The organism is Marinomonas dokdonensis, from assembly GCF_052747885.1.
This window is the reverse complement of the sequence record NZ_JBRAND010000004.1, coordinates 234369-249973: the sequence shown is the minus strand read 5'-3', so window position 1 is coordinate 249973 and position 15605 is coordinate 234369. Positions and strand designations below refer to the sequence as shown.

13 protein-coding genes and 4 tRNA genes are annotated in these 15605 nt (G+C 44.3%); 7 read left to right on the top strand and 10 right to left on the bottom strand.

All coding sequences use genetic code 11. The features are described from left to right. Nucleotides 1–3: 3 nt before the first annotated feature. The 6 genes from mltG to ACUM5Y_RS11965 form a co-directional block, all read right to left on the bottom strand. The gene (mltG, locus tag ACUM5Y_RS11990) at nucleotides 4–1032 is read right to left on the bottom strand and encodes an endolytic transglycosylase MltG (protein WP_445977109.1); all 1029 of its coding nucleotides are present in this window, start codon (nucleotides 1030–1032) and stop codon (nucleotides 4–6) included. A 1-nt stretch (nucleotide 1033) separates the two neighbouring features. Beyond that, the gene (gene pabC, locus ACUM5Y_RS11985) at nucleotides 1034–1846 is read right to left on the bottom strand and encodes an aminodeoxychorismate lyase (protein ID WP_445977108.1); all 813 of its coding nucleotides are present in this window, start codon (nucleotides 1844–1846) and stop codon (nucleotides 1034–1036) included. Nucleotides 1847–2072: 226 nt separating this feature from the next. Further along, nucleotides 2073–2148 (bottom strand) — tRNA-Glu (locus ACUM5Y_RS11980). Nucleotides 2149–2194: 46 nt separating this feature from the next. Beyond that, nucleotides 2195–2270, bottom strand: a tRNA-Glu gene (locus ACUM5Y_RS11975). Between the two features lie 46 nt (nucleotides 2271–2316). Next, nucleotides 2317–2391: transfer RNA gene (locus tag ACUM5Y_RS11970), tRNA-Gly, on the bottom strand. Nucleotides 2392–2448: 57 nt separating this feature from the next. Then, nucleotides 2449–2524: transfer RNA gene (locus tag ACUM5Y_RS11965), tRNA-Glu, on the bottom strand. Nucleotides 2525–2654: 130 nt separating this feature from the next. Here ACUM5Y_RS11965 and ACUM5Y_RS11960 point away from each other — a divergent pair. From ACUM5Y_RS11960 to htpX, 3 genes are all read left to right on the top strand, one after another. Next, complete coding sequence (locus tag ACUM5Y_RS11960; RefSeq protein WP_445977107.1) at nucleotides 2655–3227, top strand: YajG family lipoprotein; 573 nt, start codon at nucleotides 2655–2657, stop codon at nucleotides 3225–3227. Nucleotides 3228–3392: 165 nt separating this feature from the next. Then, nucleotides 3393–4610 (top strand): pyridoxal phosphate-dependent aminotransferase, encoded by a 1218-nt coding sequence (locus ACUM5Y_RS11955; RefSeq protein WP_445977106.1) that lies wholly within the window; start codon nucleotides 3393–3395, stop codon nucleotides 4608–4610. 77 nt (nucleotides 4611–4687) lie between these two features. Continuing rightward, a complete protein-coding gene (gene htpX / locus ACUM5Y_RS11950; RefSeq protein ID WP_445977105.1) occupies nucleotides 4688–5566 on the top strand; it encodes a protease HtpX in 879 nt (292 codons plus the stop codon). 56 nt (nucleotides 5567–5622) lie between these two features. On the opposite strand, the gene ACUM5Y_RS11945 is transcribed toward htpX, so the two are convergent. The 4 genes from ACUM5Y_RS11945 to gcvT all read right to left on the bottom strand — a co-directional run bounded on the left by ACUM5Y_RS11945 (nucleotide 5623) and on the right by gcvT (nucleotide 9240). Beyond that, nucleotides 5623–6345 carry a flagellar brake protein gene (locus tag ACUM5Y_RS11945; protein WP_445977104.1) on the bottom strand — a complete coding sequence of 241 codons (723 nt, stop codon included), beginning with the start codon at nucleotides 6343–6345 and terminating at the stop codon, nucleotides 5623–5625. A gap of 10 nt (nucleotides 6346–6355) precedes the next feature. Then, nucleotides 6356–7516, bottom strand: coding sequence for a 4-phosphoerythronate dehydrogenase (locus ACUM5Y_RS11940; protein ID WP_445977103.1), 1161 nt, complete (start codon nucleotides 7514–7516; stop codon nucleotides 6356–6358). Continuing rightward, entirely contained in the window at nucleotides 7497–8033 is a 537-nt protein-coding gene (locus ACUM5Y_RS11935) for an elongation factor P hydroxylase (protein ID WP_445977102.1), read from the bottom strand. The genes ACUM5Y_RS11940 and ACUM5Y_RS11935 overlap by 20 nt, the downstream gene beginning before the upstream one ends. Nucleotides 8034–8139: 106 nt before the next feature. Further along, complete coding sequence (gene gcvT, locus ACUM5Y_RS11930; protein WP_445977101.1) at nucleotides 8140–9240, bottom strand: glycine cleavage system aminomethyltransferase GcvT; 1101 nt, start codon at nucleotides 9238–9240, stop codon at nucleotides 8140–8142. 356 nt (nucleotides 9241–9596) lie between these two features. On the opposite strand from gcvT, the gene glyA reads away from it, so the two are divergent. From glyA to ACUM5Y_RS11910, 4 genes are all read left to right on the top strand, one after another. Beyond that, on the top strand, nucleotides 9597–10874 hold the full coding sequence (gene glyA / locus ACUM5Y_RS11925; protein WP_445977100.1) for a serine hydroxymethyltransferase: 1278 nt from the start codon (nucleotides 9597–9599) through the stop codon (nucleotides 10872–10874). Nucleotides 10875–10925: 51 nt separating this feature from the next. Beyond that, nucleotides 10926–11309, top strand: coding sequence for a glycine cleavage system protein GcvH (gcvH, locus tag ACUM5Y_RS11920; protein ID WP_445977099.1), 384 nt, complete (start codon nucleotides 10926–10928; stop codon nucleotides 11307–11309). Nucleotides 11310–11381: 72 nt separating this feature from the next. Then, the gene (gene gcvP / locus ACUM5Y_RS11915) at nucleotides 11382–14246 is read left to right on the top strand and encodes an aminomethyl-transferring glycine dehydrogenase (protein WP_445977098.1); all 2865 of its coding nucleotides are present in this window, start codon (nucleotides 11382–11384) and stop codon (nucleotides 14244–14246) included. A gap of 280 nt (nucleotides 14247–14526) precedes the next feature. Continuing rightward, entirely contained in the window at nucleotides 14527–15603 is a 1077-nt protein-coding gene (locus tag ACUM5Y_RS11910) for a GGDEF domain-containing protein (protein ID WP_445977097.1), read from the top strand. Nucleotides 15604–15605 lie beyond the last annotated feature (2 nt).

The following is a 15605-nucleotide window of genomic DNA, read 5'->3' as shown; positions in this document are numbered from 1 at the left end:
TTCCTATTCGGCCTTAGGTGTTGAGCGATAATCAGAGCGGCGCTTGAACTGATAAGCTTTAACCGCGGCATTGTGCTCTTTTAAAGTGTTTGAGAAAGCATGTGTGCCATCACCCTTAGCTACGAAATATAAGGCTTTGGTGACACCTGGATGTAATGCAGCTTCAATGGCCTCTTTACCCACATTGGCAATCGGTGTGGGAGGTAAACCAAAGTGACGATAGGTATTATAAGGGGAAGTATCTCGTAAACCTTTACGAGTTAAATTGCCATTAAAACTGTCTCCTAGGCCATAAATAACCGTTGGGTCTGTTTGCAGGCGCATGTTCTTTTCTAAGCGACTGATAAAAACCCGAGAAATTAATGGTCGCTCCTCAGGGGCAGCGGTTTCTTTCTCCACTATGGAGGCCATTATCAGGGCTTCATAGGCGGTTTTATAAGGCAAATCTTTAGCTTTATTCTGCCAGTTATCTTCTAGGTGTTTCTCTAATAACTGATTAGCACGGGTTAGGATTTGAACATCGGTATCCCCTTCGTGATAGCGATAAGTATTGGCAAAAAACATACCTTCGGCATGTTTTGCAGACAAGGCAAGTTTTTCAGCTATTTCCGTATTAGATAACCCCTCAAGGGTCATTTCTATTTTACCCGTAGCGGCCAGCGCCTTAATAAACTCCTTCGTTGTATGCCCTTCCAGCAAGGTGACAGAGTGGAAGATGGCTTTGCCAGAATCCAATAGCGCCATAACATCAAGCAAGTTCATAGGTTGTTGCAAGGCGTACTTGCCGACTTTTGGAACCCACTCAGGTTGAAGCTTAGCAGCGATTCTGAGTAACCAGGGCGTGTCTATTAAACCTTGTTGATACAAGCCATTGGCCAGTTGAAATGAAGTGTCACCTGCTTTTACCTCAAAGGTCTGCTGTTCAGTAATGGGTAATGGAGATGTAATTTGGTTATATAGCCATGCACTGCTGATGGCAGCTAGGGTGATGCCTAAAATAATGGCCCTTAAGCACCATTTAAATAATGTCATTTTAATCCTTAAACTGCATAAGTGATTGCAATGTGCGTGTTCGTTGCCCAATAGCAAATTGACGACCAGCAAATATGGTCACAGGCACAATGGCCATCAGACTATTGGTAATAAATATCTCGTCCGCCTGTTGAATATCCACTAATGAAAATTTGGATATGAGTAATGGGTAACGAGTTTGCTGCTCAATAATTTTTTGTCGATAAGTCCCACATACACCCGCTTGGTTCAGTTGAGGTGTGCAAAGTTGACCGTTTTTGAACCAAAAAATATTACTCTGAATACACTCAATAATATTGCCATGCACATCAAGCATGAGGGCTTCAAAAGCATCTTCAGATAAGTGTTGTTTAGCAATAACATTTTCGAGACGATTAAGGTGCTTAATGCCCGCCAAAAAAGGGTTTAAATTGACCTGTACTGGAGAAAGCTCCACTTTCACACCCTCCCGTTTCTGCAGCTGATAGTTTGGCGCAGGAAGGATACCTATCACAACATTATGACTTACTTTATCTGGTGCCTTATAACCTCTACCACCCTCACCTCGGGTCACGATTATTTTTACCACACTCTCAATTGGTAAGTGCTGGCTAATCTTCTCATCAAGAAACTGAGATAAGTTATCGGACTGCACTTGATTTAGAGGCATAGCTAAACGCTTTAGACCGCGTTGTAACCGGGATAAATGGGCATCAAGTGATTGAAGCTTGCCATCATAAGCATGGATGGTCTCAAAAACCCCATCACCATAAGCAAGGCCACGATCCGCCACAGGCAGTGTCGATGATTTCTGATAATTGACGAACCAAGTCATAAGGAAGCAGCTCAAATAATGGGTTCATTATAATAACGTAAAAATAAGCCCCATCCCATAGACTCATCATATAGGCCATACGGTAAACATCAGACAAACCTTAAGTGAGCTCACTCAATTAAGCATTCAACCAAGCAGATGGCTATTAATTTTGCAGCAGGCACAAAAAAGCCGAACAGAAAGTTCGGCTTTAAGCTATCGACATTAAGCGATGATAAAAGATGAGTGGCGTCCCATAGGGGGTTCGAACCCCTGTTACCGCCGTGAAAGGGCGGTGTCCTAGGCCTCTAGACGAATGGGACACAAATAAACTCAAATACTTTCTTCACACACATCACAATATAGTGATGGCGTCCCATAGGGGGTTCGAACCCCTGTTACCGCCGTGAAAGGGCGGTGTCCTAGGCCTCTAGACGAATGGGACACATGGCTTCATTACTGAAGACTTAAATTCTTCACCTAAATGAAGATGGAGCGGGAAACGAGGCTCGAACTCGCGACCCCAACCTTGGCAAGGTTGTGCTCTACCACTGAGCTATTCCCGCAAAACTAAAACTAACAAAGCAAATTGTACTAGACGACATACCATCTCTATGAAAAGATGGCGTCCCATAGGGGGTTCGAACCCCTGTTACCGCCGTGAAAGGGCGGTGTCCTAGGCCTCTAGACGAATGGGACAACGTTACAGACTTGCTGTGTGAGCGGGTGCGTATATTACTGTTACTAATCTGAAAATCAACAGTTTTTTTAATATTTTGTCTAAACGAATCGAAAAGTTACTTTTAAAATCAATAGAATCGGAGCATTTATGCTATTCAAACCTGCGTTTTTAACTCTATCACTTTCTGCTGCTTTATTAGCTGGCTGCTCAACTACCCATTACATTGATATTTCGCCAAAAGCAGATGTAAAAACCAACACCTATACCAACAACAAGGTTATTGAAGTTCTAACAACCACAAAACTATCTAAAACTGTTGGTGCGATCGATACTGGCATTAAGGAACATGCAGACATCTTAATTGCGAATGACATCAAAGAAAGTGTTAAAGCAAGCGTACTAGAAGGCATTAAAGCCCTAGGCTTCACACCTGAGCAAGGCCTATTACCGGCGAGCACAATTGCGATTGAAATTTCTAAGATGAGCTATACCACTAAGGTAGAAACCCTTAAGACAGTGGCAACCTTAGACTTTGAGTTAAAAGTTACCACGACGGCCAAAGGTCAAATCTACAAAGCTAACTATGGCTCTCAAAAAGTTAAAGAATATGGCACCATGCCATTTAGAGAAACCGTTGAAGAAGATATGAATGAGCTAGCAAGTCAAACAGTTACCCGTCTGTTAAATGACAATAACGTTGTTATTCTTCTTAAAGACTAGTTTATAGTTTAACAAACCAAGTCCTTATAAAGGGTCATAGCCTACACTCACTGTCTGGTTATGGCCCTTTTTTATCTCACCCGCCTTTATAGCTAAGTCGTTTGACCCAAAGACTATTCAGTGTAATATCAATCTACTACAGCACATTAAGCAGAAGGAATCGGTGTGGAAATTCGCAAGTCTAATAAATTAGCCAATATCTGTTATGAAATCCGTGGCCCAGTACTAAAAGAAGCCATGCGCATGGAAGAAGAAGGCCAACGCATTTTAAAACTCAACATTGGTAACCCTGCACCATTCGGCTTTAAAGCGCCCGACGAAATACTGGTGGATGTGATACGCAATTTACCAACCGCGCAAGGCTACTGTGAATCCAAAGGTTTATTCGCCGCCCGTAAAGCGGTTATGCAGAAATATCAAGCCATGGGGCTTAAATCTGCAAACGTAAATCATGTTTGGATGGGCAATGGTGTTAGCGAGCTAATCGTCATGGCCATGCAAGCACTACTTAATGATGGCGACGAAATATTAATCCCTGCCCCCGACTACCCTTTATGGACAGCTGCTGCCACCCTGTCTGGCGGCTATGTACGCCACTACCTTTGTGATGAAGGCTCAGGCTGGCAGCCAGACATTCAAGACATTCGCGCCAAAATTTCGAACAAAACAAAAGCCATCGTTATTATTAACCCCAATAACCCTACTGGCGCTGTTTACGAAAAATCCGTGCTTGAAGACATAGTAAAAATTGCTGAAGAGCACAACCTAGTGATTTTCTCTGACGAAATCTACGATCAAATATTGTATGACGAAGCACAGCATATCCCTACGGCCACTTTAACCGAAGACCGTGTCCCCTGCTTCACCTTTGGCGGCTTATCTAAGGTTTACCGTACCGCAGGATTCCGATCTGGCTGGATGATTGCAACAGGCGATAAAAGCCATATTGGCGATTACATAGATGGCGTCGATATTTTAAGCTCCATGCGTTTGTGTGCTAACGTACCTGCACAACATGCCGTACAGACAGCTTTGGGGGGCTATCAAACCATTTACGATCTCACCGCCCCGGGTGGACGCTTGTATGAACAACGGGAAGTAGCATGGCAGGCACTTGACGCCATTCCAGGTGTTCATTGTCACAAACCTCAAGGGGCGCTGTACCTATTTCCAAGACTGGACCCTGCTATTTACAAAATCCAACACGACATGGATTTAGTTCTGCGCTTCTTACAAGAAGAAAAAGTACTAATCGTACAAGGCACTGGCTTTAACTGGCCAACCCCTGACCACGTGCGCTTTGTTTTCTTACCGCACATTGAAGAGCTAGCCCCTGCCATGGAAAGATTTGATGCATTTTTGGGACGATTAAGGAAACGTTAATTTCGCCTGCAAATTAGCTTGAATTTCATCCGCTAAGCCCTACTATGCTTCTATCTATCATTTTTAGGAGCATATCTATGCGTATCTTGCTTTTCATCCTCACAAACCTTGCGGTAATGGTTGTCGCAGGGATTGTGTTGAGCCTACTGGGCGTTAATGGCTATATGTCTAGCAATGGACTGGACTTCACCTCATTGCTAATTTTCTGTGGTGTGTTTGGTTTTACTGGCAGCTTCATTTCTTTGTTCATGTCAAAATTTATGGCAAAACGAGGCTCTGGCGCGGTGTTGATCGAACAACCTCGTAATCACAAAGAAGTTTGGTTGTTAGATACCGTCAAAGAGCTATCAGATAAAGCTGGCATTAACATGCCTGAAGTGGCGATTTTCCCATCCCATGAAGCCAATGCGTTTGCTACAGGCTGGAATAAAAACGCTGCCTTAGTGGCCGTTTCTAGCGGTATGTTAGATCGCTTTTCACCCGATGAGATCAAAGCTGTGCTTGGCCACGAGATTGGCCATGTTGCTAATGGCGACATGATCACCCTAACCTTGATTCAAGGGGTGGTGAATACCTTTGTGATGTTTTTTGCGAGAATCGCCGCCTACGCGGTTGATCAGTTTTTACGCCGCAATGATGACGAAGGCTCGGTCGGCTTTGGCTATTACATCGCCACCTTCGTTTTTGAGATCCTATTCGGTGTCCTCGCCTCTATTATTGTTATGTGGTTCTCGCGGGTGCGTGAATTTAAAGCGGACGAAGCTGGCGCCAGGCTAGCAGGCAAAGGCGCGATGATTGCGGCACTGGCTCGCTTACAACAAGAACATGAGGAAAGCCGCATGCCAGATTCCATGCTAGCGTTTGGTATTCGCCGCGGTAAAGCACCGACCTTCGGTGAGCTATTCTCAAGCCACCCACCCATTGAAGACCGCATTCGAGCCTTACAAGCGCTTTAATCGGGCACAAAAAAACGGCCGCTTTAAGCGGCCTTTTTTTTTACATTTCTCTATCACTATTTAATTTTGTTTTTCTGGGTTTCCAGAATATAAGCCGTTAAAGGGATTACCAACTCTTTGCTAATGTTGAGAAAACTCACCCCATACACATAAAAGAAATCCGCTCCCATTCTGGTTAAAAATTCGTTTTCCACCAGCGAGGCCTGCAAGTCTTCTAACATTTCGATGTTTTGCGATTTAATCTCACAATTGGCTTTTACCACATGGTTATAATCACCAATTCGTAAATTAAAGGCGATTTCCATTTTTTGACCAACCACGCCAAAATCTTCCTTAGCGATTAAGCGCGCACCGCCCATACTTAAGTCAACAACAATACCAATGGCCGAAGCATCTATAGAGTCTTCTAAGTTGGTTGGCTCAAGGTTAGCCACCAAGTAGGTTTCGACACGCACAGTCTGGCGAACAGTTGAAGTCTCAACGTATTCTGGGTATGCGATGTGCAAGTGCGCTGCTGGCTCCAAGTAACTCTTTGCCACTTTACTGGAAAAAGCACACACCTGAGTTGCTAGCATTAAGCGTACATTCACCAACTGGCTCTCACGAACCAAAATATTTTTGCCCTTTACACGAGGACAAGACAAGATCAAAGAAGAACCAGGTATACCGCCCAACACCTTCACCATGTGACGGCCTGGAGGAGAGATAAATTCCAACTGCACTGCCGTGCCCATTGGTACGTCTAAATCACCAAGATCTACTTGCTTTACGCCAGCCATGAGTTTCCTTTTATTTACTATTATTTGCTGTCATATCGACTGAAAAGCCAACTGATTTAAGGGTATTCCCTATTTCAGCCTTCTCCATAGAAACATAACAAGAGTTTAACTCATCACGCTCTGTGTAATTCTTTCTTAGCCAATCAAACACTCTAGGGTGTTTTTGCATTCTATATTGATAACGCATTGCGGCATCATCACGCGCTAGGTTATAAATACCATGAATTGCCCTAGCAATCATTTCTTCTTTATCACCAAGATTAAATATATTTATGGATTGAATCCAGCCAGCACTAATTGCTGTCTCAGCCAAGCCTTCAGGGATAGGCGCCTGCAAAAACTTACACAGGGCCTGAAAGACCATCCAAGTACCCTTTTCTCGTCCTTGCTTGCTATAGCCTGCAATATGAGGGGTGGCAATATCCACCAGAGCAAATAACTCCAAGTTAATCTCTGGCTCATTATTCCAAACATCTAGCACTAGGTTCATTTCGCCACTGCGAGCATGAAATGCCTGTATTAAAGCCGCTTCATCGATAATACCGCCACGACCTGCAGAAATAATGCTGGCATTTTCAGGCAAGTTCGCTAATTCCTCAGTTCCAATCATGCCTTTCGTCGGAAAGTCTGAACCCGTTGTCAAAGGGGCGTGGAGACAAAGAATGTCTACCTTCATGACTTCTTCAAGACTCACAAAGCGAACACCCTGCACGCCCTGACTAGCCTTGAAAGGGTCATGCACTACAACATCTAAACCTAAGGAAGCAAAGCGCTGATAAACAATCTGACCCACATTGCCAAAACCAATAATACCTATGCGCTTTGAGCACCAGTTAAGTGACTTAGTAAAATATAAAGAACTCAAGGCACTGAAAACATAATCCGCTACTGCTTCAGCATTACAACCAGGAGCACTAGCAAATTGAATACCCTGTTGTTGCAAATACACTTGGTCGATGTGATCCACACCAATAGTAGCACTGCCAACAAACTTGATTTGAGTGCCTTCAAGTAGAGCGGGCGTTACTTTAGTAACCGATCGCACCAAAAGCACTTCTGCGTCTTGTAACTGGTCTTTTGTGAGTTGACGACCGTCAACTAAACAAACATCCCCTAGATGCGAAAACAAAGCCTTGGCATTGGGCATGTTTTCATCTGCAATTATTTTCATACTGCTGCTTAATAAAATCGTGAAAATTCAGCTTTACAGAGCGCAAAGCCAATAAATATTTGGCAAACATTTCGCCTCGAGGCGGTAAACCAGATTCGAGGTAATCTGCTATTTGCTGATTGACGGCTAACGCAAAATGGCGATCATCGTGATCCACTAACGCCAAGTTATCTACGCTTACACGAAAATTAAGCCCTAAACTCCAGTGCAGAATACACTCCAATGCCTGAGGCTTAACCTCTACCTTCTCAAATTCTAATTGACTCGCTTCATCTCTCGTATCAGTTTCATACCAATAACCATAATCCTCTTGGTCACGCCTCTTTGCGCCGGCAATGCACCAATGACTAATTTCATGCAGAGCACTGGACATATAATCAGAGCGAAAAAAAATACGTGCAGGTAAGGTTTTCGTACTAGGTAGGTATAGAGGCTCTTCGGCCCCACCAACTAATCGAGTATTAAAAGTCTCAAGAAAACAGTCGTCAAATGCGGCTATCAGCTGTTCACAGTGCATCGACAATCACTCAAAAAAAGAAACGTATTATGCCACATCAAACAAAAGTGCGCCATGACAGAGACTCCGTCATGACGCACTTGTAATGGGTTTAACAATTATAAAATTAGCCTCTAAAGTATCTAGCAGGAACAAATGGCATAGCAGCCTTAGTTAACGGAATACTCTTACCACGAACCTGAGCGAACAAAGGCTCTTCAGATGTCAAAGATTGACTATCAACATAGGCCATAACAATTGGTTGAGATAAGCTTGGTGAGAAACCACCACTGGTCACTTTCCCTTTGCAATCGCCCTGTTCATTAAAGATCTCTACCCCTTCACGCACAGGCGCCTTGCCATCAACCAAGAAACCAACACGCTTTTTGCTAGTGGGCTCACCAAATTGAGCTAGAATTTTTTCTGCGCCTGGGAAGCCCCCTGCACGCTCACCATCTAATCGGCGAACTTTCTGAATCGCCCAATTTAATGATGCCTCAACTGGGCTAGTAGTTAAATCTATATCATGGCCGTACAAGCACAGGCCAGCTTCTAGGCGTAATGAGTCACGAGCACCCAAGCCAATCCACTCAACTTCTTCATAAGCCAGTAATTGCTCAGCAAAGGCTTGCGCCATGTTATTAGGAACGGAAACCTCATAACCATCTTCCCCTGTGTAACCTGAACAACTTACCCACAGCTCAACATCTTGCCATGTGAATTTAAGGCTTTGCATAAAGGTCATTGATGCCACTTCAGGAATCATACGGGCAAACACTTCACGCGCCTTAGGCCCTTGAATGGCTAGCAGGGCTCTATCTTCAACAGGAATAACCTCACAATCCGACAAGCTTGCTTGCATATAAGCAATATCCTGCTCCTTGCAAGCAGCATTCACTACCATATAGATATCATCGCCCCAGTTGGCAAACATCAAATCATCACTAATGCCACCTTCTGCCGTGGTAAAGAGTCCATAGCGTTGGGTATTCAGCGCCAAGCCTTGTACATCTACAGGCAAAATGGTCTCTAGAGACTTTTTAACGGCATCACCCTTAATAATCACCTGCCCCATATGAGAGACATCAAATAGACCAACTTGCTCACGCACCCATAGATGCTCTTTCTTAACACCAAGGGGATATTGAACTGGCATTTCATAACCAGCAAATTCAACCATTCGTGCATTTGCCGCAATATGTTGCTCATAAAAAGCTGTACGTTTCATGTTTTTACCTCAAGCAAATTGTCTTTCTTGTTTCCAATAAGAAACAGAGTAGCGAAAACCACCTAGCATTGACAAGTAACTGGCCAAAATAATTTGCCTTACTAGCAGATATAACGCCCCATTTATTTTATTAAACACTTGGTCAAATTAAATTTGACAAGTTTTTAAAAGTTTTTCGCTTTCGTGTTTCCAATTGGAAACTTTTTGGCTATGATTATCAAAAGTTAGCAGGTGCACAATGATTTTAGGACCTATTAAATTGATCTTTTTTCATTTTATTAGGTGCTCTAAGTGTTATTATACGCATGACTCATTATCCTATTAGACATACATGTTTATTCAAGAGGAATTATTCCATGGCCAACACCGAAGCCTTTTTCAGCCAAACTCTGGCTGAGCGTGATCCTGAACTATTTGCCACTATTGTTGAAGAACAAGAGCGTCAAGAAGTTGGTATCGAACTAATCGCATCAGAAAACATCACCTCTAAAGCGGTTTTAGAAGCTCAAGGCTCAGTTCTTACAAACAAATACGCAGAGGGCTACCCTCACCGTCGTTACTACGGTGGTTGTGAAGCCGTTGACCAAACTGAACAATTGGCCATTGACCGTGCTAAGAAACTTTTCAACTGTGAATTTGCTAACGTACAGCCTCACTCAGGCGCACAAGCAAACGGCGCAGTAATGCTAGCACTGCTACAACCAGGTGATACCATTCTTGGTATGTCTTTGGACGCCGGTGGTCACTTGACTCATGGAGCGCCACCAGCTCAGTCAGGCAAATGGTTTAATGCGGTTCAGTACCAAGTTAACCCAGACACACTATTGATCGATTACGATGCTATCGAAGCGCAAGCTTTAGAATGTAAACCTAAAATGATCATTGCGGGTGGCTCAGCTATCCCACGCGTTATCGATTTCAAACGCTTCCGTGAAATTGCCGATAAAGTTGGCGCATACCTGTTCGTTGATATGGCTCACATTGCGGGTCTTGTGGCAACAGGTGCTCACCCATCGCCACTTCCGCATGCTCACATTGTCACAACGACGACTCACAAAACTTTGCGTGGCCCTCGTGGTGGTATGATCCTTACTAACGATCTTGATCTTGGTAAGAAAATCAACTCTGCTGTATTCCCAGGCTACCAAGGTGGTCCTTTGATGCACGTCATCGCAGGTAAAGCCGTTGCTTTTGGTGAGGCGCTTAAACCTGAGTTCACAACTTACATTAATCAAGTTGTGGCCAACGCTAAAGTATTGGCTGAAGTTATGATCGAACGTGGTTGCGACGTCGTAACGGGCGGTACAGACAACCATCTAATGCTGGTTGACCTTCGCCCTAAAGGCTTGAAAGGTAATGTTGCAGATAAAGCCCTTGAACGTGCTGGCATCACTTGTAACAAAAACGGCATTCCGTTCGACACTGAAAAGCCAATGATCACGTCTGGTATCCGTATTGGTACACCAGCAGCAACCTCTCGTGGTTTCGGTGAAGAAGAGTTCCGTTTAGTGGGCCACTTGATCAGTGATGTATTGGATGGTTTGGTTGAAAGCCCAGAAGGTAACCCTGAAGTTGAAGCTCGTGTTCTTAGCCAAGTTAAAGAGCTTTGCCAGCGCTTCCCACTTTATCGTTAATCGCTATTGCCCGAGATTCGTCTCGGGCTTCTTAACAGAAGGATCATACTAATGAGTAACATCCCAGAAAATTTAAAGTATGCAGAGTCTCATGAGTGGGTTTTAGATAATGGCGACGGTACAGTTACCGTAGGTATTACCGATCACGCTCAAGACCTTTTAGGCGATGTGGTATATGTGGAACTGCCTGAAGTTGGCCTTGAAACCTCTGCTGCAGAACAGTTTTCCCTCGTTGAGTCAGTTAAAGCCGCTTCTGATATCTATGCACCTGTTTCCGGTGAAGTGATTGCCGTAAACGAAGCACTAGAAGATGCTCCTGAACTGATCAATGAAGAACCTTTTGAAGGCGCTTGGATCGCTAAGATCAAATTAAGCGACAGCTCTGAACTCGATAAATTACTTGATGCCGAAGGCTATTCAGCCTCAATTGAGTAAGCTCTAAACCGGCGCTTTGCTGCCATAGCAAAGCGCCCATATCTCCCGATAATTTCTAATAGGTAGAACGCCATGACTTCGTGTATCCGCGATTTGTTAAATAGTGATGAATTCATTTCACGTCACATAGGGCCAGACGCCAATGAACAGGCTAAAATGTTGGCCAGTATAGGCACGGACTCCTTAGCCTCATTAATTGAGAAAACTGTTCCACAAGCAATTCGCCAAGCCAATCTTGAGCTAAGCTCTCAACCAATCAGTGAAAATGACGCACTTGTTCAATTGCAAGCTATTGCCAAACACAACAAAGTTGCGCGCTCTTTTATTGGTATGGGCTACCACGACACGCATGTGCCTTCCCCTATTCTACGCAACCTATTAGAAAATCCAGGCTGGTACACAGCTTACACCCCTTACCAACCAGAAATCTCTCAAGGTCGCTTAGAAGCACTACTCAACTTCCAACAAGTTGTTATTGACCTTACTGGCATGGAAATCTCTAACGCCTCTTTGCTCGATGAAGCGACTGCGGCGGCGGAAGCCATGACGCTGATGAAGCGCTCTAACCGCAAGAAAAGCGACACCTTGTTTGTGGCAAGCCACTGCCTACCACAAACCATTGACGTGGTAAAAACCCGCGCAGAACTGCTTAACATTGAAGTCGTCGTGGATGATATTGCCAATTTTTCACAACATGATGTTTTTGGTGCCATTGTTCAATACCCAGGCATCGACGGCACAGTAACAGACCTTACCGATTTTATTGCCCAGGCCCATGAGCAAGGCGCTTTAGTCAGTACAGCAGTTGATCTACTAGCACTCGTCTTGATCAAGTCTCCTGGTGAAATGGGAGCAGATATTGTGTTCGGTAGCGCTCAACGCTTTGGCGTACCAATGGGATTCGGTGGTCCTCACGCTGCCTTCTTAGCCACCAAAGACGCCTACAAACGCTCCATGCCAGGCCGAGTGATTGGTGTCTCTAAAGATAGCCATGGCAAACCTGCATTGCGCATGGCAATGCAAACTCGTGAGCAACACATTCGTCGCGAAAAAGCCACATCCAACATCTGTACCGCTCAAGCACTTCTGGCCATGATGGCGGGATTTTATGCGGTTTATCACGGCCCACAAGGTCTTAAGAAAATCGCTAAGCGTGTCGCGGCTTTGACCCATTGCTTTGCTACAGCATTGAAGGCAAACGGCTTTACTTGCAACGACCACTACTTTGACACCCTTGTTATTGATACCAAAACTGCTACTAATGACATTCTTGCTGCGGGTCAAAGCAAGCTAATGAACTTTTATAAGGTTAGCGATACTCAGCTATCTCTAAGCTTTAATGAAACCATCACCATGGCAGATCTTAGTGACCTAGCCGAGTGCTTTGGCTTCAAGCTAGACACTTCTGAGATTGCTGAAGCCGCATCTACACAGGGCTTCGATGATGCTCTATTGCGTCAAGATAGCATCCTGTCTCACCCAGTGTTCAACAGCCATCACAGTGAAACTGAATTGATGCGTTATATGCATCAGTTAGAAGTTAAAGACATTGCCCTAAACCAAAGTATGATTCCTTTAGGGTCTTGTACGATGAAACTTAATGCTGCATCGGAAATGATTCCTGTGACTTGGGCGGAGTTTGGTCGTATTCACCCATTTGCGCCAGACTATCAAGTATCTGGTTACCACACCTTGCTTAACGAGCTAATCGACATGCTCGCTAAAGCCACTGGTTATGACACAGTCTCTTTGCAGCCTAACTCTGGCGCGCAAGGGGAATATGCAGGCCTTATCGCTATCGATAAATACCACAAATCCCGTGGTGACCATGACCGCAACATTTGCTTAATTCCAAGTTCTGCCCACGGTACTAACCCAGCATCCGCTGCATTAGCTGGCATGAAAGTGGTAATTGTTAAATGTGACAAAGACGGTAACATTGACCTTGTTGACCTTGCAGCCAAAGCTGAAAAGCATGCGGACCAGCTAAGCTGCATTATGGCCACCTACCCTTCTACTCACGGCGTATTTGAAGAACACATTCGTGAAGTCTGTGACACAGTTCATAAGTTTGGCGGACAGGTCTACATAGATGGTGCTAACTTAAATGCACTGGTTGGCGTTGCGCCTCCGGGCAGCTTTGGTGGTGATGTCTCCCACTTGAACCTTCACAAAACTTTTTGTATTCCACATGGTGGCGGTGGTCCTGGCATGGGACCAATTGGTGTTAAATCCCACTTAGCGCCTTTCTTACCTGGCCACGCAGTGACGCCAGTATTAGGCATGGCTGAGCAGCATGGCGCTGTCTCCGCAGCACCTTATGGTAGCGCCAGCATACTCGTCATCACTTGGATGTACATCAAGATGATGGGCGACATAGGCCTACGTGAAGCGACCTACAACGCTATCCTTAATGCCAACTATGTCGCTAAGCGCTTAAGCGGCCATTACCCTGTGCTTTACACAGGCAAAAACAACACAGTGGCACACGAATGTATTATCGATATTCGCCCATTAAAAGCCGAATCTGGCATTAGCGAAGAAGACATCGCTAAGCGTTTGATGGATTTTGGTTTCCATGCGCCAACCATGTCCTTCCCGGTTGCGGGTACGCTTATGATAGAGCCAACGGAATCCGAAAATCTTGAAGAACTGGATCGCTTCTGTGATGCCATGATTCAAATTCGCCAAGAGATTACTAAAGTTCAATCTGGCGACTGGCCTCTAGAGGACAACCCTCTAGTTAACGCACCTCACACAGCAGACAGCTTGCTGGATACGGAATGGACGCATGCCTACTCCCGTAAAGAAGCGGCTTACCCACTAGCTTGGATTAAAGCACGTAAATACTGGCCACCGGTAGGTCGTATAGACAATGTTTACGGCGACCGTAACCTATTCTGTGAATGCCCACCGATTGACAGTTACGAAGACTAATTAGCCAGACCATGCGAGCAACCTATCCCATTCATAAAGGATGGGTTGCTCGCTTTTTTTTGCTTGAAAAAGCCATTAATAGGCACATTTCTTAACTGAACTCCAAGCACAAAAGCGTCAACATCTAATTTGTTCTAGTCTTGTAATGCAAATTCACACTAAATTACAAACTTCAAAATTGATAATCTTAACCGAGTGGTAAAATTCATTTCTTATAAAGTCTGAGGCCAAATGATGCCTTCAAACCAGACTTAGGATTTTACCCTTGCTAGAGATCAAGATGAAAACTGTCCTTCAAAGGCTACTGGGGGATAAGAATTTTCCCACCCAATACACCCATCATGCGGCGCTCATCACTTGCAGCTGTGGCTACCTGTTTTCCGCTTGGTTCAATTACCACTACCAGATTTCAGATATAAGTAATGTATATTTTCAACTCGCCCTAGGGTCGTTTTTAGCTTGGATTTGGTTTCGCTCAAGATTCCACAACCAATTTAACACCATGGCCATTGTTTTTATGATGCTCATGCCAATTTTAAGTGTGCCGGTTAACTGGTTTTTCAATGCTGGCTCATGCGGACCCTCATACATACTTGCACTTGCTACATTAATTTATATTTCAGCTACGTTTAGGCACTTTGGGGTATACCAAAAAATTGCACAGCTACTTTGTGTATTAATACCTTTGCCGCTACTACTGCTTGAAATACAAAACCCTGATTTGATTTTTAATTATGCTGACTTACACACTCAGCAAGTTGACTTGATTGTGTCATTCGTACTGGTAAGTCTGGTAATGCTATTACTCATGTCGGCCAACACCATGCACTTCCGACTGGAGCAGCAAAAGGTAGAAGCCCTGTCTGACCAATTACGCCTACTTTCAGAACAAGACTCTTTAACTGGCTTGTCGAACCGACGCATTTTAGACAGAGAGTACGATGCTTGGCAGAGCAATACCGACCAGCTCTGTTTGGCGATTATAGATTTAGATTGGTTCAAGCAAGTGAATGATAACTATGGTCATGCCTATGGGGATCATGTGTTACGTACATTGGCCGGACTTCTAAAAGAAACAGCCATTAACTCAAATGGTCTGGCAGTTCGCTTGGGGGGTGAAGAGTTCGTGCTACTTATGCCCATCAGCCAAATGGAAGCATTTACCTGCTTAAATGTGCTAGCCGATAAATTACGTAACACTCATTTCGAGCACGGTACTATTACCTTTAGTGCTGGCCTTATTAAGGTGAAATCTGGTGATACCCAGATCGAAAGCCTAAAAAAGGCGGACACTTTACTTTATGATGCGAAAAATAGTGGCCGAGACAGAATAGCAACAAGCCATTATTTGCAATGAAA